Origin of the sequence: Cellvibrio sp. (assembly GCF_046347455.1) — a bacterium.
GTDB lineage: Bacteria > Pseudomonadota > Gammaproteobacteria > Pseudomonadales > Cellvibrionaceae > Cellvibrio.
Window position 1 is genome coordinate 416,853 of record NZ_JAXMGC010000003.1, and the last position, 19,511, is coordinate 436,363.

The window sequence follows — 19,511 nt, forward strand, 5'->3', positions numbered from 1 at the left end:
TGGATAGCGTTTTGGCAGGAGTTTTATGCCCACTTGCGCTTCATCAAACCTAACGCCCCTTGCGCAAAATCTCCTTCAAACGATACAGCTGCTCTAAGGCTTCCCTTGGAGATAGATTGTCTGGATTGATTTTAGCCAAGGCGTCAACCGCTGGATTTGGCAGCGCATCAAACAGCCCCGATTGCAATGGTGACGCAGCTTCTTGTTTTGTTGGCTCTTGTAATGATGAAGTGTTGGGTTGTGTTATCGCCGCCGTTGCTTGCTGAGGGTGTGCGCCTTGTTCCAAAAGCTGCAGCTGAACTTGTGCTTGGGCTAGGACTTCGGCAGGGATTCCGGCGAGTTTAGCCACTTGCAAGCCGTAGCTCTTACTGGCAGGGCCTTCCTGTACTTTATGCAAGAAAACGATGCTGTCGTTATGCTCGGTTGCGTCCAGGTGTACGTTGGCGATACCAGGAATGCTTTCGGGTAAGCTCGTAATTTCAAAATAGTGAGTCGCAAAAAGAGTGAATGCGCTAACTTTTTCAGCCAGATGCTTGGCGCACGCCCAAGCGAGCGACAGGCCATCAAAGGTGCTAGTGCCGCGTCCGATTTCGTCCATGAGTACGAGGCTGCGCGCCGTGGCGTTGTGGAGGATATTGGCGGTTTCCGTCATTTCCACCATAAAGGTCGAACGCCCGCCAGCCAAATCGTCGGACGAACCAATGCGCGTGAATATTCGGTCGACTATACCAATTTCCGCGCTTTCGGCTGGAACATAGCTGCCCACATGAGCTAACAATGCAATGAGCGCCGCTTGGCGCATATAAGTCGATTTACCACCCATATTTGGACCAGTCACTATGAGCATGTGACGCTCGCGATGGAAGAGTAAATCGTTGGGAATGAAGGGGGCGCTTGTAACTTGTTCAACCACCGGATGACGTCCGCCGACGATGTTGATACCCGGATCAACGGATAAAGTGGGGCAGCAAAAGCCTAAAGCGTCAGCGCGTTCGGCCAAGGTAGCTAATACATCCAGTTCAGATACAGCGTTGGCGGAATTTTGCAACGGAATGAGCTGTTCGTTGAGAATATCGAGCAGCTCGTCATAAAGCGCTTTTTCACGGGCGAGTGCGCGGCTTTTGGCTGAGAGCGCCTTATCTTCAAACTCTTTAAGTTCTGGCGTGATGTAACGTTCAGCGTTCTTCAGCGTTTGGCGGCGAATATAGTCCGCGGGTGCCTTTTCAGACTGGGCACTGGTAAGTTCAATAAAGTATCCGTGAACACGGTTATAGCCCACCTTCAGCGTTGGGATTCCCGTGCGTTCGCGTTCACGCGACTCTAAATCCAGTAAATATTGGCCCGCATTGGTGCTTATGTTGCGAAGATCGTCTAGCTCGGGATCGTAGCCGTCGGCGATTACGCCGCCTTCACGAATTACAACAGGAGGGTTTTCAATAATGGCCCGGGATAATAAATCGACTAGATCTGGAAAAGTGCTGATTTGTGTGGCTAATTGACTGATCAGAGGTGAATTGAGTTTTGCGAGTTCTGATTGCAGTTCTGGATAGCATGCAATGGACATCATCAAGCGCGACAAATCGCGTGGTCGCGATGAGCGTAGCGCAAGCCTGCCGAGGATGCGTTCCATGTCGCCCACGTGTTTTAAAATGCCGCTAATCACTTCGAATGTGTAGTTGTGGCGTAAAGTGGTGATGGCGTTTTGGCGCGCTTTTAAAAGGTTGATGTCCCGCAAAGGTCGATTTAACCAGCGGCGTAAAAGACGGCTGCCCATGCTTGTTGCTGAGCGGTTCAGCACGGAAAATAAAGTATTTTCTTCGCCACCATTTAGGTTAATGTCAATTTCCAAATTGCGCCGCGTCGCCGCATCCATAATCACGGCTTCGTCGCGGTTTTCATGGGCCAAGCTGCGTACATGGGGAAGGGCAGTGCGTTGCGTCTCGCGTGCATAGCTGAGCAAGCAACCCGCCGCACAGAGCGCTGTTTTTAAGTGTTCGCACCCAAAACCTGCTAAATCCTTTGTCCCGAATTGTTGGATAAGCAAACGCTCTGCTGTTTCATAATCAAATTCCCAAGGCCCGCGGCGGCGAAGGCCTTTGCGATTTTCAATCAGCGTTGGATGGGTTAGATGATCGCTCAGTAGTAATTCGGCTGGAGCGAGGCGTTGAAGCTCACCTAAGGCAGCATCTAAACCCTCAACTTCGAGTACGAGAAAGCGGCCGCTGGCCATATCCAGTGAGGCGATGCCAAAGACATCTCCTGCCTGATGAAGTGCAACGAGCAGGTTGTCTCGGCGGGAGTCCAACAAAGCCTCATCGCTCACGGTGCCCGGCGTCACTATGCGCATCACTTTGCGCTCGACAGGGCCTTTGGTGGTCGCGGGGTCGCCAATTTGCTCACAAATGGCTACAGATACGCCCTCTTTAACGAGCTTGGCGAGATAGCCATCGGCAGAGTGAAAAGGAATTCCCGCCATGGGGATGGGCTCACCGTTGGACTTGCCGCGTGCAGTCAGGGTGATATCCAGAATCTCAGAAGCCTTTTTAGCGTCGTCGAAAAACAACTCATAGAAATCGCCCATGCGATAAAACACCATCTCGTGGGGATGTTGGGCTTTGATACGCAGGTACTGCGTCATCATTGGGGTGTGCATAGATTCAGGTGCGGTTTGCAAGTCATTGTTTTGCATAATTATTTTTTCTTTTTAGAAAATGGGATTCGTGTCTGGATGGTTGAGCTCCGATCTAGAAAAGCTGTGATCCTGACAAAAATGAAGTCGAATAAGTTTGGGGGAATTCTAACAAACCTCGCCATAGGCTCACAGCAAAACATCCTGTCGATTAGGAGTTTTTAGCAGTGCTTCTCTTTGGGGTAGGGACGGTATTTTAATAAGGTCGGAGATCTTTCGTTGTTGTGAGTTTTTTGGCTCGTAGCCTCATATTCTCTCTTCGTACAGACTTAAATTTTTTATATAAATAAATTAGCAAACACTTAAAGCTGAACTATTATCAGGTTATGTATATCCACATAAAACGAGGCAACATCGTGAACTTACAAACTCTAATAGATAACGCTCAAAAATTGCCCAACATTCCCAAGGTTGTTCAAGAACTTATCGAAAGTTTTGGCGATGCAAATGTTAGTAACGATGCAATCGCTAAAAAGATCAGCGCAGACCAAGTACTCACGATTAAAGTGCTTCGCGCTGCTAACTCAGCACACTACGGCGGAAACCGAAAAGTAGGTTCAGTAAATGATGCAGTTTTTCTGCTAGGTTTTAACGCGGTAAGAACTTTGGTTTTAGCCTCTGGTTTAACCGGTGCGTTTAAAGCACCTGAAGGGTTTGATATCAAGAGGTTTTGGCGAGATAGCTTCGCCGTTGCAGCAACCTGTAAGTGGATCGCGCGTTTCTCTCACGACGATGCTGAGACTGCTTTTACTTGCGGCATGATTCATAACATTGGCGAATTATTAATTCACATTTTGTTACCTGCCGAATGTGCAGAGATGCAAAAAGTGGTCGATAAAGGCGCGCGTAATGTTGATATCGAAAAAAATTATTTAGGGTTTGATTTCTCAGAAGCTGGTGCTGAGCTTGCGCATCGTTGGAAATTTCCAGATGCGATTGTTAAAGGCATTCGCTATCAATTAGATCCGCACGAAGCAGAAGTTTTTCCTCGCTTAGCGGGTGTTATTAATATCGCATTATACATTAATAAAATGAATGCTTCGGGCGCGGATAGCGCGGCCATTCTTGCTAGTTTCCCAAACACTTTAGCGACTGAGTTGGGCATTAATTTGGTTAAATTAATGGAGAAGATTGAAGATACTAAAGAATTAGCAACGGCGATTGACGAGTTGCTCGATTAATTAAGTGTTATAAAAAAGCCCGCCAAGTGCGGGCTTTTTTATTGAGGCGCGAAACACGAATCGAGAGCTTTTTTGAAACAAGCTTCAATATCTTGCGGCGTGCTTTTGCGTTTAACATCATCAAAGAAAACTTGAGCCTGTGGATATTGGCGGCTTAAATACATCAGCCATTGCTTAACGCGGTTTCCGCAGTTGCGCTCGTCATACAAGGGCGTTGTTTTTTGATAGTAAGCAAAAAGCATTTGGCAAATATCTAACCAGTTTAATGGCTGGTAGGTTTCACCCGCTAGATGAGCTTTTATTTGTCTCGCTAGATCTGGGCACGACAACAATCCTCGACCCAGCATTACGTCATCGCATTGCGATTGCTCGCGGCAGCGAATGTAATCGTCAATTGTCCAAATTTCGCCGTTCGCAATAACAGGAATTTTTAATTTTGCTTTTATATCGGCAATGTAATGCCAATAGGCTGGGGGCTTGTAACCATCCGCTTTAGAGCGAGCATGAACCGTGAGTTCATTTGCACCGGCAGATTCGACTGCGCTGGCGTTTTCCATGTAGCTGGATCTGTCTTCAAAACCCAGGCGAATTTTTGCGGAGACGGGAATTTCCTTTGGTACAGCGTCACGTACCGCTTTGATGATCTGATAGACACGATCAGGTGTTCGCAACAGACAGGCACCGCCCTCATGTGAGTTAACCGTTTTAGCTGGGCAGCCGAAGTTAAGATCAATCGCTTTGGCGCCATAGCGAACCAGTTCGACGGCATTGATTGCCATAGGTTCCGGTTTGCTGCCTAAGAGCTGGACTTTTACGGGGGTGCCGTTTGGCGTTTTCGAGTCGGTTTCCAGTTCTTGGGCGTACTTATAAAAGACGCGATAGGGCAGCTTCTGATCAGTGACACGAATAAATTCCGTCACGCAGCCATCAAGGCCACCGATGCGTGTCAGAATGTCGCGTACGTGATGCTCTACAACGCCCTCCATTGGGGCTAACATGATTCTCATGACTGGTTGGTATGGTTTCTACAGATCGTTGGTACAGATTGGAAAGTGCGGCATTCTACGCATCATCTGTACTCTTTGCAGGCATTTTGGTGTTTTCGGTTGATAGATGCTGTCAATCTGCGTAGATTGCGCGCCTTTTCCTATATATCTGTTTTTGAGGTTTTACCATGTCATCGACCCGTTTTCATGAGCTGATTGCCGACTCTCAACTGCTGAAAGCGATAGACGCGCAAGGCTATGAGCAGCCAACGCCTGTACAGTTGCAGGCAATTCCCCGCGTGTTGGCCGGTAAAGACTTGCTCGTAAGCTCGAAGACAGGCAGTGGTAAAACAGCGGCGTTTCTTCTACCTGCGTTACAGAAAATTCTTAGTGTTCCTACATCCAATCCCGCCAGTTCGCGCATTCTCATATTGACACCAACACGCGAGCTGGCTCGCCAAATCGTGAAGAATGCCGAACAGCTTCTGAAGTTCACACATATAAAAGTGGGAATGGTGTGCGGCGGAGAAGAATTCAAATATCAAAAGGCAATGTTGCGCAAGAATCCTGAAATTATCGTGGGAACCCCAGGGCGATTGGCAGAGCATGTCACGCACAAATCGACCGATTTCACCGGGTTGGATTTTTTGATTCTTGATGAAGCAGATCGCATGTTGGAGATGGGCTTAATTGAGGATGTTGTCGCCATCGCGAAAACGTGTAGTGCTGATCGCCAAACCTTGTTGTTCTCTGCGACTTTGGAGCCCCAAGGTATTCGGCATTTAATCAAGCAGGTGGTGTTGGGCGAGTCTGAAGAAGTTGCTGTACACGAAGTGGCGAATGCCATCGAGCAACAAATGATTTTGGCGGATGACGTTAAGCACAAAGAAAAACTGCTTGTAGCTTTGCTCGAGAAATCCGCCTACGAAAAAGTGGTGGTGTTTACCAACACCAAAGCCAAGGCGGTGCAGCTGGATAATCTGTTGCGTTACAACAAACATAAAGTAAGCGCTCTTCATGGCGACATCACTCAGGATCAACGCCGGGTAGCGCTGGATTTTTTCCGCCAGGGAAGAACACAAGTTTTGGTGGCCACTGATGTTGCGGCGCGCGGTTTAGATATTCCGGGCGTGGACTTGGTTATCAATTTCGATATGGCCCATTCTGGCGACGAATATCTGCATCGCATTGGGCGCACTGGTCGAGCGGATGCCGAGGGTAGGGCAGTATCTTTCGTGGCTGCGAATGATTGGAATCTTACGAAGGGGATTGAGCGCTATTTAGACACGCAGTTTGCGATCGTCTCAATCCCAGGTTTGGTTGGACATTACAAAGGGCCTGACAAATTAAAATCTTCTGGAAAAGCGGCGGGCACCAAAAAGAAAACAGAAGATAAGAAAACCTCTGCTGATAAAGATGCAAAGGTAAAAGTACGTGCACGAGATAAAAAGAATATCGGTAAGCGCCGTGCGCCTTCGGCGAAATCAGATGCAGTTCCCGATTTTGGCGACGGTTTTTCCGCTTTCAAAAAAAAGCCGCAATAGCGGCTTTTTTTACGACTTAAATTTTTCATCAAGCTGTAAAAAATTATTGACCCTTTTCCGCTTTAAGCCTAGTATCTAGTTGTGGGTGACAAAAAATCCACAATATATGGTGCGAAATATGTTTTTTTGATGTGTGGATCTTTGGTGCGTGTCATCACTTATTCACGGAGCTTCGTTACCTTTAGATTCTGTGCTTATTTAATTTTTCCTTCAATTAAAGAGAGGTGATTTTAGCAATAACCAACTATGTATCAGCAATGCGTTAAAGGGCAAATAGGTTTTAGACACACGTATTCAAGAAGACGTGTATATAGAAAATAGAAAGCTAAACCTTGTTGTTAACTTTGAACCTTAAGGGCGGTGACCATTTATGGCAAGAAGAAATCACGCTAGACGCAGTAACTCATATAACAACAATTCTCACGGTAACTTCGCCGACGACGGCATCCAGAAAAGCTCGCGACATAAATCATCGCGAAAACAACCGAGAATCGATGACAACATAGTTGATTTAAAAGCCCGCTCCAAACAAGTCGAAACCGCTTACTCCCCACCTCGCTCAGCCCAACCTCTCCGCGCAAAAAACCAAGCCCAGCAAGATTACATTACCGCTATCAATCAGAACGCGCTCACTTTTGGTATTGGCCCAGCCGGTACAGGTAAAAGTTATTGTGCTGGTGCATTAGCGGCGGAAGCCCTGGAGTCAGGCCGAATTGAACGTATTATTCTGACTCGTCCCGCAGTTGAAACTGGAGAAAGTCTTGGATTTCTGCCAGGCGATTTGGATGAGAAATTTTCAGTTTATATTGACGCGTTCCGTGACATTTTAAACGAACGTTTAGGTGCCGGAACTGTAGATTACTGCTTGCGTCATGGCCGCATAGTTGCCGCTCCACTTGCCTACATGCGTGGTAAGACATTTAACAGTAAAACCTTTGTTATTTTGGATGAAGCGCAAAACACTAGCGTCGCACAAATGAAAATGTTTTTAACGCGCATTGGCGAGGATTGTAAGGTTGTGATCAATGGCGATGTCAATCAAAGTGATATTCGCGGCTCTAACGGTTTGGCAGACGCTGTTGCGCGTTTAGGTGATTTACCGAATGTTTATGTGCACGAATTTGCTCGCGACGATATTGTGCGCAGTGGTTTGGTGCGTGATATCATTGATCGCTATGAATTAAATGAATAAATGCCTCGCAGTTTTCTTTGCCTGAATGTTGTTGAGAAGAAAAGGGCACGTTACTGGGTTAACGTGTCCTTTTTTATTTTACTGAAAAGCAATATTGATTCGGCAGTGTTAAATTTTTACTTTTGATAAGGGTTCATGAATAAATTAATTTGTCCTTTGTGCTCGCTTTCGTTAGTGGGCACTGAGAGCGGCGCAGTTTGCGCAAATCGGCATCACTTTGATCGATCCAAAGATGGCTATTTGAATTTGTTGCCCGTTCACCACAAAAACTCGCGTGAACCAGGTGATGCTAAGCAGCAGTTGAGTGCCCGCCGCGCTTTTTTGTCTGCGGAGTATTTTGCCCCATTACTGTGCGAATTAAAAAAGATTATCAGTCCAGATACCGACACATTGTTAGATGTTGGTTGTGGAGAAGGATATTTCACTCGCGGGCTTGTTGATCATTGCAGCGGAGCGGACATCTATGGGATCGACATATCCAAAGCTGGCATACATCTCGCTTCAAAAATAGACAGACGTTCCACTTATGCAGTGGCCTCTAGTCATTCCTTACCTCTTGCAAATGCGAGCATGGATGTAATTCTCAGAGTCTATGCACCCAGCAAAGACCCGGAGCTTTGCCGTGTGCTTAGACCGGGCGGCAAACTAATTATCGTCACGCCCGGTGAACGGCATTTAATAGGACTTAGGAAGGAAATTTACCGGGAAGTGCGGCCTCATCCCAAACCCCAAGCTCCGGGTGGTTTTGTTGAGATTGCTCAATCCCAGCTGGGCTTCACCTTGGATATACCTCCGGGGGATCTGACGCGAGCGCTTTTGGCCATGACACCTTTCGCATGGAGGCTCAAGCCAGCCGATATGGCCGCTTTGGAGGTTCTCGGTTTAAAAGACGAGGCGGACTTTCAAATTGCAACCTATCAACTTAAGTAGTTGTGTCGCAGCACAAAGTTGCTGATGCGAATTTCCGAATGTGTGATATTTATCACAGAATGATTTCTGTGGTTGTGGGCTCGCAATGGATCGGTTAATATGCAAGGATGTTTCAAATGCCATTTAAGATGACATGGTTAAAAGATATCTTTGAAATAGTTATATAAAATAAAATTCTGATTGTTTTTTCGCCAACTACACTAATTCGGACTTAAGCCTAGAAGGTATGACATTAATGAAAAATGGTTCAAAGGTGGCACCGCGATCCTTTATTGTTCGTTCACTTGTTGGTTCTTTGATCTTTGCTGCCATCAGTGTGCATGCAGCGCCTGCTGGAACGGTACGTGATGCCGCGACCCAAGCCATAGAATCAAATCCGGATGTACAGTCAGCTTGGCACACTTTTAAGGCTGCGACTTACCAGGTGGGAGAAGCTCGGTCTGGCTATATGCCCTCGGTAGACTTGGCTGCCAGTACTGGTAGAAATTATCGTGACTTTGATGGTCAGGGCCGTTACACCAACAGCCAGGGACAAGTTTCGCTAACCCAGAGTTTGTTTGAAGGCTTCCGCACGCTGGGGCAAGTCGAGCACTTGGAAGGCGCGCGCTTGGTACGCTATTACGAATTGCTGGATAGTGTTGAAACTACAGCGTTTGAAGCGGTTCGAGCTTATGAGGATGTTAGCCGCGAGCGACAATTGTTAAGTTCTGCTCGCGATAATTATGCTAAACATCAAGAAGTCTATGCCCAAATTGAAGAGCGTGTGGCCTCCGGTGTGGGGCGTAAGGTTGATTTGGAGCAGGTTGCTGGTCGTCTGGCGCTGGCTGAAACCAATCTATTAACAGAAGCCTCGAACCTACATGATGTGACATCCCGTTATTTGCGTATCGTTGGCCAATTACCCGCTGCGGATTTGGCCGCTTCCTCCTTAGCACAAACTAATTTACCGACGAACATTCGGGAAGCACTTCAGCTCGCCTATCAAGGTAACTCCGGTTTTCATGCTGCTGTAAAAAACATTGCTGCAATGCAGGCAAATGTGAAAGTTGAACGGTCTGGTTATTATCCAAAAGCTGAATTGCGTGCGCGTCAGGTGGTTAGCCGTAACACCAATGGTTTTGATGAGCGTGTCGATGCGGCGCGTTATGGCGATGAAAGCGCCGTTGAGTTGGCTATTACTTATAATTTATTTTCCGGGGGGGCTACTCGTTCAGCTGTGCGACGTGCATTGGAAGAGGTTAATCAAGCTAAGGACTTACGCGATAAAGCTTGCGTAGACTTACGCCAAAATACCCAAATTGCTTATAACGATTCCCAGCGTTTAAAAGAACAGTTGAAGTCGCTGGATCAGCACCGTCGTTCAAGTGATAAGGTTCGTATCGCTTACGGTGAGCAATTTAAAATTGGCCAGCGTTCTCTGCTTGATTTGCTGGATGCGGAAAATGAATATTTCCAAGCCAACCGGGCATACACAAGTGCGCAAGCTGATTTGAATATCGCCCACGCTCGTACCTTGGCTGCCATGGGTAAACTGCTGCCCGCTTTGAATATCACGCGTGAATCCCTTGTGCAAGTTAAAGACGCCAAGGTTAATGATAAGGGCGAAAAAATTGATGGTGCCAATGCGTGCCCTGCAGAAGTTGTTGAGGGTTTTTCCCGCAAAGATCTGGTTTCTGAAATGATTCGTATCAGCGGTGATGCGCTTTTTGATGTGGGTAGTTCAGCATTAACGACCACCGCGTCTCAAAAGCTGGAACTTTTGGTGCAGCAAATCAAAAACACGCCGAACGTTGTGCAAATTAAAATCGATGGCCACACTGATAATACAGGTACGGATATGATTAACATTCCGTTGTCCAAAGCGCGGGCGGAAAGCGTGAAGAATTATTTTATTCTTAATGGGCTCGATCAAATTAATTATCAAACAGAGGGGTATGGTGCTACTCGAGCAGTGGGAGACAATTCTACTGAGCAAGGTAAAGCGGCGAACCGTCGCGTGGAAGTTACTGTATCTCGCCAGCAATAGTCTAAATGTGTACTCGAAGAAGCACAGTGAAGTGAGCCTTCGGTCACTGTGCTTTTTTTGTATCTGAAACAAGCATTTATGCTGCGGATGAATTGCGTAACTGAATTTTCCGGCTATATTTACCTAAGTTGTTTATTTTTGCGCTGCCAACCGATGTTTTGCTTTTTTTGTACTTGTTGCGCCAGGTGCGCGCAGCTAATTTTACCCAAGTCAAGTTTAGTTTTTCTGGAGTTTCCATGGTGGTGCAACAAAATGGCGCATTCGAAAAAGGTGGGCCCTTGTTGGAGTGCTTGCTAATTCTCGCTCGTGCTCACGGTGTTTTGGCAACTGCAGAGACATTGTTAGCTGGTTTACCGCTCGTTCAGAATCAACTTACGCCATCTTCTTTTTCTCGTTCAGCCAAGCGCGCGGGTTTAACCAGTAAAATTATTGCCCGTGATCTATTGCAGCTTAATGATGGTCTTTTTCCTGTCATTCTTTTGCTAAAAAATAATTCTGCCTGCGTATTGCTTGAATTGAGCAAGGAGGCACAAAGTGCGCGAGTTGTTTTTCCAGAGTTAGGTGCCGCACCTGTTCAAATTGCTCTTTCAGATCTGAATGAAAAATACGGCGGACAGGTCATTTACGCCCGTCCAGAAGAACAATTTGATGCGCGCACTACAAACATCGCCAAGGTAAAGCGCGGTCACTGGTTTTGGAGTGTTATCGGCGAGCATCGTGAGCTTTATCGCGATGTTCTTTTAACTGCGTTTATCATTAATATTTTTGCGTTGGCGTCACCTTTGTTTGTGATGAATGTTTATGACCGCGTTGTTCCAAACCATGCTACAGATACTTTATGGGTGTTGTCGCTGGGCATTATTTTGATGATTAGTGCCGATTTTGGTTTGCGTATGATGCGTGCCTGGTTTGTTGATTTAGCTGCAAGCCGTACTGATATTACCTTGTCTGCCACCATTATGGAGCGGGTGCTTGGCATGAAATTGTCTGAGCGTCCGGTGTCTGTGGGTTCTTTCGCTTCAAGTTTACAGTCGTTTGAATCGATTCGTAGTTTTATCAGCTCTGCAACAGTTCTTGCCTTTGTCGATTTACCCTTCGTGCTTTTATTTACCACGGTTATTGCGATTATCTCCTGGCCACTTATTTTGCCAATTTTATTGGGTATTGTTGCTGCTATTATTTATGCCGCTGCAGTGCAGAAAAAAATGCACAGCTTGTCTGAAAGTTCCATGCAAGCGGCCGCCCAGCGCAATGCAATCCTTGTTGAAAGTTTGCAGGGATTGGAAACTTTAAAAACCACTGGTGCAGAAGGGCGCATGCAGGCGATTTGGGAGCAGGCAACCTTATTGCTTTCGCGCACGTCTGTAAAAATGCGCATGTTATCTGGTTCGGTGGGCTCGGGTACGGCGTGGATTCAGCAAGTTATCTCCGTCATTATTATTATCGTGGGTGTTTATCTCATTATTAACGGAGATTTAACCCAAGGCGGATTAATTGCGAGTTATATGTTGTCTGCTCGCGTTATGGGGCCGATCAGTCAAACCGCTGCGTTGCTCATGCAATATCATCAAGCCGCGACTGCGCTTACTAACCTCGAACAAATTATGAATAAGCCGATCGATCGCCCCGTTGGCGCTAATTGGATCAGCCGTGCGCGTCTGCAAGGAGGGATTGAATTCAAACAAGTCGGGTTTAAATATCCGAACGATGAGCGCGAAGTTCTACGTAATATTTCATTCAAGATTAATCCGGGTGAACGTGTTGCGATTTTAGGGCGCAATGGTTCAGGCAAAACGACTTTGGAAAAAATGATTGCCGGATTATATGAACCCACAGAAGGCACTGTGTTGGTGGATGGAATTGATGTGCGCCAGCTCGATCCTGCAGAGCTTCGCCGCAACATTGGTTTTGTGTCGCAAGATGTAAATTTATTTTTTGGCAGCTTGCGCGATAACATCGCTATGGGAGCAGGACACGTTAGCGATGAAGCTTTATTAGAGGCGGTACGCTTAAGCGGTTTGACTGAATTTGTGAATCAACACCCGGCGGGCTTGGCGATGCCAGTGGGTGAGCATGGTCAATTGTTGTCTGGTGGTCAGCGTCAAAGCGTAACTATCGCCCGCGCTTTATTAAATGATCCCGCTATTTTGTTATTTGATGAACCAACTGGATCAATGGATCATTCCAGCGAAGAAGAATTTAAACGCAATATCGCTGCATATTCGCAAGGTAAAACTTTGGTTGTAATTACTCATCGCACTTCTTTGCTGGAGCTTGTCAATCGTATCATTGTTATAGATGCCGGAAAAATCGTTGCAGATGGGGCTAAAGAGCAGGTCGTTGAAGCCTTGCGTCAAGGTCGTATCGGGAGGGCTTCGTAATGAACGCGCATCTTCCTGAAAAGCCCCTTTCTAAATCAGAAATTTATTTCAAAAAAGTAGGGCAGTGGCTCGATAAAATCGGCGTGCCTGCGAGCGCGTATATCGACAAAATTTACCAACGTTGGCTTGCGCCTATTAACGAGCAACCTCACGATTGGTTAAGCGATGCCGATTGGGCGCGTGTACAACAAGAACCGCTTCGCGCACGTCTTTTGCTAAATGCTACGGCAATTATTTTTGTTATTTTGTTGCTGTGGGCAGCCGTGGCTAAGGTTGATGAAGTTGCGCGCGGCGAAGGTAAGGTGATTCCTTCGCAACAATTACAAGTAATTCAATCTTTTGATGGTGGTGTTGTAAAAGAAATTTTGGTGCGAGAAGGCGATATTGTTAACAAGGGCGATTTATTGGTTCGTATAGATCCAACCCGTTTTGTTTCCAGTTTTCGCGAAAATAACGCGTCTTTAGTTTCGTTGGAGGCTCGTGCTGCGCGTTTAAGGGCGCTTACTTCCAATACGGCGCTTGATATGCCTGAAGAAATTATCAAATCTTCGCCTGATATTGCAGAGCATGAACGCAATTTGTATGAAGCAAATCGTCGAGAGCTCGATGAACAATTGAGTATTTCTCGCAGTCAATTGGAGCAGCGTCAACGCGAGCTGCAAGAAGTGCGTGCGAAGTTGACCCAAGTAACCCGTGCGTTGGAATTGGCGAATCAGGAATTAACCGTAACCACGCCTCTGTTGAAAAGCGGTGCGGTTTCCGAAGTTGAAATTCTTAAATTGCAAGGTGAAGTGTCCAATGCGCAGGGCGCTCGCCAGCAAGCCTTGGCGCAAGAACAACGACTCATTGCTGCGGTAGAGGAATCTGAAGGTAAAGTGCGCGAAGTTGAACTAAATGAGGTCAATAAGTGGCGTACTGAATTATCGGAAACGCTTGCAAAACTTTCCAGCCTGAGTGAGACGGGCACAGGCCTTGCGGACAAAATTAAATATTCCGAGATTCGCTCTCCCGTTCACGGTACGGTTCAAAAACTGCATACCAATACTTTGGGCGGCGTTGTGCAACCTGGGCACGAGGTCATTGAAATAATTCCGCTTGATGATCAACTGTTAATTGAAGCGCGTGTATCGCCAAAAGATATTGCGTTTTTGCATCCCGGAGAAACAGCCATCGTAAAATTTACAGCCTATGATTTTGCAATTTATGGAGGCTTAACCGGAAAGCTGGAACATATTAGTGCGGATACTATGAAGGATGACAAAGATAACGTGTTTTATCTGGTGCGCGTGCGTACGGAAAGGTCCGGTTTTGATGCATCTTTACCTATCATTCCCGGTATGACCGCGCAGGTAGATATTTTAACGGGTAAGAAAACGGTTCTCTCTTATTTACTCAAGCCTGTTTTGCGGGCGAAACAAAATGCCTTAACCGAGCGATAATGCAGTCTATATTTATTTCTCCACCTCATATTGAATCACCGCGTTGGCTTCAGGCGTTTCCGTCTGCGCAACTTGCTCATGACAACAATTTACCTTCAGATTTGCAGGGGTGTTTGATTTGGTTGATGTTGGGTCAAACTTATGGTCTTCCTGATATCGAGCGCTGGGTTGCTGCGGGTGCGCGCGTTGTTGGCATGACCCAAGCCGAAGATCCTCGTCAGGCAAAAGAGATTCTGGAGGCCGGAGCGAGTGGATATTTACACTATTTGGCCGTAGTGCCCGTGCTACAGCAAGTGAGTCAAGTCGTAGAAGTAGGTGGCATGTGGTTGGGCGTAGATTTAATGCGTCAACTTGTGCGTGCAACGTCTACACTCATTAAATCACCGCCTAGCACGCTCGAGCTGAATGTGTTGACAGCCAGAGAGCAGTCGGTCGCCATGGCTGTTGCTAGCGGTAAGTCCAACAAAGAGGTTGCGCGAGAGCTGGATATTGCGGAGCGTACTGTTAAGGCACATTTGAGTGCCGTATTTGAAAAGCTGGGCGCGCGCGACAGGCTACATCTAGCATTAATTTTGGCGGGGCATCGCTGAGCAGATTCCAGTTTTAGGCTCATAATTTACACATTGGAGTGTTTGATGAGTGATTTAAAACATAAGGTTTTAGTGGTTGATGATGATCGTTTCGCTCAAAAGCTTATCGTCAGGGCTTTGATAGCGCAGTACGATCTGAAAACGGCATTTGACGGGTTGGAGGCCATTTCGGTGGCGCTGGACTGGATGCCCTCAGCCATTTTGCTTGATGTTGAAATGCCGGGTAAAAATGGCTTTGAAGTCTGCGAGGAGCTTAAAAACAACCCAGCTACAGCCGCAATTCCTATTATTTTTCTCTCGGGTAACGGGTCATTACGCGAGAAGCTGCAAGGCTTTGAGTTGGGGGCAGAGGATTACCTGGTAAAGCCCTTTGATTCGGATATCCTAAACGCCAAGGTTAAGTTGGCCACCTCCGGTTACCACGAAAAACGCGAATTGAGTGAGCGGGCGGAATCTGCTCAGGGAACTGCGTTTGAGGCTCTGACGACAAGTGCAGAATTGGGGCGAGCATTAAGGTTCGTCGAACATACTTTTTCTATTCCTACTTTCGATGCCTTGGCCCAAGCGCTGTTCAAGTCCATGGTTGACTTTGGTTTGCATACGTCTGTGATGTTTGTGACGACTTCCGGCCCGCTGTTTTATTCTCAAAGCACGGCTGACGTTCCTCCGCTCGAAAAAGACCTCTTGCAGATAATGCATCATCAAGGGCGGTTTAAGGACTTTGGTTGTAGAACCTTCTGTAATTATCGTCAGGTTTCTTTGTTAATAAAAAATATGCCACTTGACGATAGGGAGCGTTACGGTCGGATTAAAGATACAGTGCCTTTTATTCTGGGTTCGGTCGACGGCAAAATTCGGTCACTTGATGTGCATCGCTCGCTCGTTTCTCAGGCAGAGAGCCTGGAGCAATCGATCGCCGCAATAGCTGGCACCCTGAGTTCTCTCGGTCCTTTGGTTGCAAACGGTCATGCCGAGATCAGTGAGATTATGAAATCCTTGCTCGCCGATCTAGATGAGCGTTTACCCAAGTTAGGTTTGGAGGAGGATCAGGAAAAATATCTGGTGAACCGGATCGATCGATCATTTACTGAAGTATTGGCGGGTTTGGATCGCAGCCTCGTGATTAGCGATTCGCTTACCGGAGTTGTCAGGCTATTAACGCATCTACAAGGGCAACAACAGAAAATGGTTGCAGCTACCAGTGTTGCTGCCGAGACAGCTGATCTGCCTAATGATGGCGAAACACTTTCCGATGATTGTGAGCTGTTTTAGAAGCACTGCTTTTCCGTTCTTATTGCCCTTTAGTCCAATAGCAAATAGCTGTTCCTGAGCTAGACTCCATATCGTCTAAATCCACATTTGCGAAATTGGAGTCTTGTTATGGCTAATGCTGCCGCCACCGTTGCATCCCTTGAAGGTCAAGCTTGGGCTAAGGGGCCCGATGGAAAACTTCGCCCCCTTAAAGTAGGCGACACGGTCTCCGCAGATGAGACCGTTATTACTGCAACCGGCGCGCGAATTGAGTTGGATTTTGGTGATCATCAGCCTGTGTTTATCGCGGGTGGTCAAGAAATAGTTATGAACCGTGATGTGTGGACTGATCTCGCATCCGACAATAAAGAATCTGCCATTGATAATGCTTCAGTGCAGGAGGCCTTAACCGTTTTAAACGAGGGTGGCGATTTAACCACCACGCTTGAAGAGACTGCTGCAGGTTTGAGCGGTGGCGGTTCTAACGAGGGGCACAGTTTTGTCGCACTGACTCGGGTTGTAGAACAAACAGACCCTAATGCCTTTAGTTTTGGTGTTTCTAATCCCGATTCTGGTGCTATACCGCTGCCACAATCTTTCGCTTCCAACGCTGCTCCCGTGATTGAGGCTCAAGGTTTTACAGGCGATGAAGACACACCTATAAGCGGCCGTATTATTGCGACTGACATTGAAAACGATCCATTAACCTATGCTCTGTCTGGTCAGCCTGCTAATGGCGTACTTGTGCTTGATCCCGCTACCGGCAACTTTACCTACACTCCAAATGCGAACTACAACGGCTCCGATAGTTTTATCGTCACTGTGACCGATGACCATGGAAACTCAACAACTTCTACGGTAACTCTTACGGTTAACGCTGTTAACGATGCCCCGGTTTCTGCCAACCAAAACCTCTCCACGCCAGAAGACACACCCGTTTCAGGCCAAGTAGTGGCAACTGACGTAGAAGGCGATACCCTGACATACAGCCTCTCTACCGCAGCTGCTCACGGCTCAGTAAATCTTAACCCCGCCACAGGCTCCTTTGTTTACACACCCAATGGGAATTACAACGGAGCGGATACATTCGTTGTAACCGTTAGCGATGGCAACGGTGGTGTTGTAACCAGCACCATTAATGTCGGTATCACTCCGGTTAACGATGCGCCAGTAAGTGGTAATCAAAATCTTACGACAGCTGAGGATACACCTTTGTCTGGCAAGGTAGTTGCGTCAGATGTGGATGGTGATTCTTTAAGTTATACAGTGACGGGCTCTGCTTCACACGGTGTCGTCACGCTTAACTCTGCTACCGGGGCTTTCGTTTATACCCCGAGTCTTAATTACAACGGCTCTGATAGCTTTGTTGTTAGCATTTCTGACGGCCAAGGCGGTTTAACTACCAGCACTATTAATGTTGGCGTCACCCCGGTTAATGATGCACCGACGACCAGTAATCAGAACCTAACCACACCGGAAAGTACGCCCCTTAACGGTCAAGTTGTGGCTAAGGATGTTGAGGGCGATACATTAAGCTATTCCGTAACTGGTGCAGCGGCACATGGTACAGTCAGTCTTAATCCAGCCACCGGCGCGTTTATCTACACTCCTGCATCTACCTATAACGGCCCAGACCAATTCGTCGTCAGCGTTTCGGATGGTAATGGTGGTGTTGTTACGAGCACTGTAACCATCAACGTCACCAACACAGACAATCCAGTTGTCTTGATTGACAGCAACGCCGCATTGAACACGGTTGCCGAAGGTGCGGCGACTGGCAGCGTGGTGGGCGTCACGGCCTTGGGCACCGATGGCGATGCGGGCACGACCGTGACCTACAGTCTCACCGACAATGCCGGCGGTCGCTTCGCGATCAACGCCACCACCGGTGTGATCACCGTGGCCAACGGCGCCTTGCTCGATTATGAAAGTGCCACCAGCCACACCGTGACCGTGAAAGCGGTGAGCTCCGATGGCAGTGAAACCACCGGTGACTTCACCATCAATATCACCAACACCAACGACAATCCGGTTGTCTTGAGCGACAGCAACGCAGCATTGAACACGGTTGCTGAAGGCGCGGCGACTGGCAGCCTCGTGGGCGTCACTGCCTTGGGTACCGATGCCGATGCAGGCACGACTGTCACCTACAGTCTCACCGACAATGCCGGCGGTCGCTTCGCGATCAACGCCACCACCGGTGTGATCACTGTCGCCAATGGCAGCTTGCTCGATTACGAAAGTGCCACCAGCCATACCGTGACCGTGAAAGCGGTGAGCTCCGATGGCAGTGAAACCACCGGTGACTTCACCATCAATATCACCAACACCAACGACAATCCGGTTGTCTTGAGTGACAGCAACGCCGCCCTCAACACAGTGGCCGAAGGCGCGGCGACTGGCAGCCTCGTGGGCGTCACCGCCTTGGGCACCGATGCCGATGCGGGCACCACCGTGACCTACAGTCTCACCGACAATGCCGGCGGTCGCTTCGCGATCAACGCCACCACCGGTGTGATCACTGTCGCCAATGGCAGCTTGCTCGATTACGAAAGTGCCACCAGCCACACTGTGACCGTGAAAGCGGTGAGCTCCGATGGCAGTGAAACCACCGGTGACTTCACCATCAATATCACCAACACCAACGACAATCCGGTTGTCTTGAGTGACAGCAACGCCGCCCTCAACACAGTGGCCGAAGGTGCGGCGAATGGCAGCCTGGTAGGCGTCACCGCCTTGGGTACCGATGCCGATGCGGGCACCACCGTGACCTACAGTCTCACCGACAATGCCGGCGGTCGCTTCGCGATCAACGCCACCACCGGTGTGATCACTGTCGCCAATGGCGCCTTGCTCGATTATGAAAGTGCCACCAGCCATACCGTGACCGTGAAAGCGGTCAGCTCCGATGGCAGTGAAACCACGGGTGACTTCACCATTGCGGTCACCAACACCAACGACAATCCGGTTGTCTTGAGCGACAGCAACGCAGCATTGAACACGGTTGCTGAAGGCGCGGCGACTGGCAGCCTCGTGGGCGTCACCGCCTTGGGTACCGATGCCGATGCGGGCACCACCGTGACCTACAGTCTCACCGACAATGCCGGCGGTCGCTTCGCGATCAACGCCACCACCGGTGTGATCACTGTCGCCAACGGCGCCTTGCTCGATTATGAAAGTGCCACCAGCCATACCGTGACCGTGAAAGCGGTCAGCTCCGATGGCAGTGAAACCACGGGTGACTTCACCATTGCGGTCACCAACACCAACGACAATCCGGTTGTCTTGAGCGACAGCAACGC

12 protein-coding genes are annotated in these 19,511 nt (G+C 48.1%); 10 read left to right on the plus strand and 2 right to left on the minus strand.

Annotated features, from left to right (window positions below; translation table 11 throughout):
• Positions 1 to 49: 49 nt before the first annotated feature.
• Positions 50 to 2,689, minus strand: a complete 2,640-nt coding sequence (gene mutS / locus U1F02_RS08390; protein WP_409989918.1) for a DNA mismatch repair protein MutS — start codon at positions 2,687 to 2,689, stop codon at positions 50 to 52.
• Between the two features lie 356 nt (positions 2,690 to 3,045).
• Here mutS and U1F02_RS08395 point away from each other — a divergent pair, with 356 nt between their 5' ends.
• Positions 3,046 to 3,870: an HDOD domain-containing protein gene (locus U1F02_RS08395; protein WP_409989919.1), complete on the plus strand. Its 825-nt coding sequence runs from the start codon at positions 3,046 to 3,048 to the stop codon at positions 3,868 to 3,870.
• 38 nt (positions 3,871 to 3,908) lie between these two features.
• Here the strand turns inward: U1F02_RS08395 and U1F02_RS08400 are convergent, their stop codons facing one another.
• Entirely contained in the window at positions 3,909 to 4,877 is a 969-nt protein-coding gene (locus tag U1F02_RS08400) for a tRNA dihydrouridine synthase (RefSeq protein WP_409989920.1), read from the minus strand.
• 167 nt (positions 4,878 to 5,044) lie between these two features.
• Here U1F02_RS08400 and U1F02_RS08405 point away from each other — a divergent pair, with 167 nt between their 5' ends.
• The 9 genes from U1F02_RS08405 to U1F02_RS08445 form a co-directional block, all read left to right on the plus strand.
• Positions 5,045 to 6,400: a DEAD/DEAH box helicase gene (locus U1F02_RS08405; protein WP_409989921.1), complete on the plus strand. Its 1,356-nt coding sequence runs from the start codon at positions 5,045 to 5,047 to the stop codon at positions 6,398 to 6,400.
• 370 nt (positions 6,401 to 6,770) lie between these two features.
• Complete coding sequence (locus U1F02_RS08410; protein ID WP_409989922.1) at positions 6,771 to 7,592, plus strand: PhoH family protein; 822 nt, start codon at positions 6,771 to 6,773, stop codon at positions 7,590 to 7,592.
• A 135-nt stretch (positions 7,593 to 7,727) separates the two neighbouring features.
• Entirely contained in the window at positions 7,728 to 8,522 is a 795-nt protein-coding gene (locus U1F02_RS08415) for a putative RNA methyltransferase (RefSeq protein WP_409989923.1), read from the plus strand.
• Positions 8,523 to 8,757: 235 nt separating this feature from the next.
• A complete protein-coding gene (locus tag U1F02_RS08420) occupies positions 8,758 to 10,548 on the plus strand; it encodes a TolC family outer membrane protein (protein ID WP_409989924.1) in 1,791 nt (596 codons plus the stop codon).
• A gap of 236 nt (positions 10,549 to 10,784) precedes the next feature.
• On the plus strand, positions 10,785 to 12,929 hold the full coding sequence (locus tag U1F02_RS08425; protein WP_409989925.1) for a type I secretion system permease/ATPase: 2,145 nt from the start codon (positions 10,785 to 10,787) through the stop codon (positions 12,927 to 12,929).
• Positions 12,929 to 14,368 (plus strand): HlyD family type I secretion periplasmic adaptor subunit, encoded by a 1,440-nt coding sequence (locus tag U1F02_RS08430; protein ID WP_409989926.1) that lies wholly within the window; start codon positions 12,929 to 12,931, stop codon positions 14,366 to 14,368. Before U1F02_RS08425 ends, U1F02_RS08430 begins: the two co-directional genes overlap by 1 nt.
• Positions 14,368 to 14,958: a response regulator transcription factor gene (locus U1F02_RS08435; RefSeq protein WP_409989927.1), complete on the plus strand. Its 591-nt coding sequence runs from the start codon at positions 14,368 to 14,370 to the stop codon at positions 14,956 to 14,958. The genes U1F02_RS08430 and U1F02_RS08435 overlap by 1 nt, the downstream gene beginning before the upstream one ends.
• Before the next feature lie 45 nt (positions 14,959 to 15,003).
• Positions 15,004 to 16,230 (plus strand): PleD family two-component system response regulator, encoded by a 1,227-nt coding sequence (locus U1F02_RS08440; protein ID WP_409989928.1) that lies wholly within the window; start codon positions 15,004 to 15,006, stop codon positions 16,228 to 16,230.
• Positions 16,231 to 16,338: 108 nt separating this feature from the next.
• Positions 16,339 to 19,511 (plus strand): retention module-containing protein (locus U1F02_RS08445; protein WP_409989929.1); only part of this gene is annotated, 3,173 nt, incomplete at its 3' end.

Coding starts and splice junctions, on each gene's coding strand:
- U1F02_RS08415 (WP_409989923.1), top strand. CDS start 7,728: ATGAATAAATTAATTTGTCCTTTGTGCTCGCTTTCGTTAGTGGGCACT.
- U1F02_RS08440 (WP_409989928.1), top strand. CDS start 15,004: ATGAGTGATTTAAAACATAAGGTTTTAGTGGTTGATGATGATCGTTTC.
- U1F02_RS08435 (WP_409989927.1), top strand. CDS start 14,368: ATGCAGTCTATATTTATTTCTCCACCTCATATTGAATCACCGCGTTGG.
- U1F02_RS08410 (WP_409989922.1), top strand. CDS start 6,771: ATGGCAAGAAGAAATCACGCTAGACGCAGTAACTCATATAACAACAAT.
- U1F02_RS08430 (WP_409989926.1), top strand. CDS start 12,929: ATGAACGCGCATCTTCCTGAAAAGCCCCTTTCTAAATCAGAAATTTAT.
- U1F02_RS08400 (WP_409989920.1), bottom strand. CDS start 4,877: ATGAGAATCATGTTAGCCCCAATGGAGGGCGTTGTAGAGCATCACGTA.
- U1F02_RS08405 (WP_409989921.1), top strand. CDS start 5,045: ATGTCATCGACCCGTTTTCATGAGCTGATTGCCGACTCTCAACTGCTG.
- mutS (WP_409989918.1), bottom strand. CDS start 2,689: ATGCAAAACAATGACTTGCAAACCGCACCTGAATCTATGCACACCCCA.
- U1F02_RS08425 (WP_409989925.1), top strand. CDS start 10,785: ATGGTGGTGCAACAAAATGGCGCATTCGAAAAAGGTGGGCCCTTGTTG.
- U1F02_RS08420 (WP_409989924.1), top strand. CDS start 8,758: ATGAAAAATGGTTCAAAGGTGGCACCGCGATCCTTTATTGTTCGTTCA.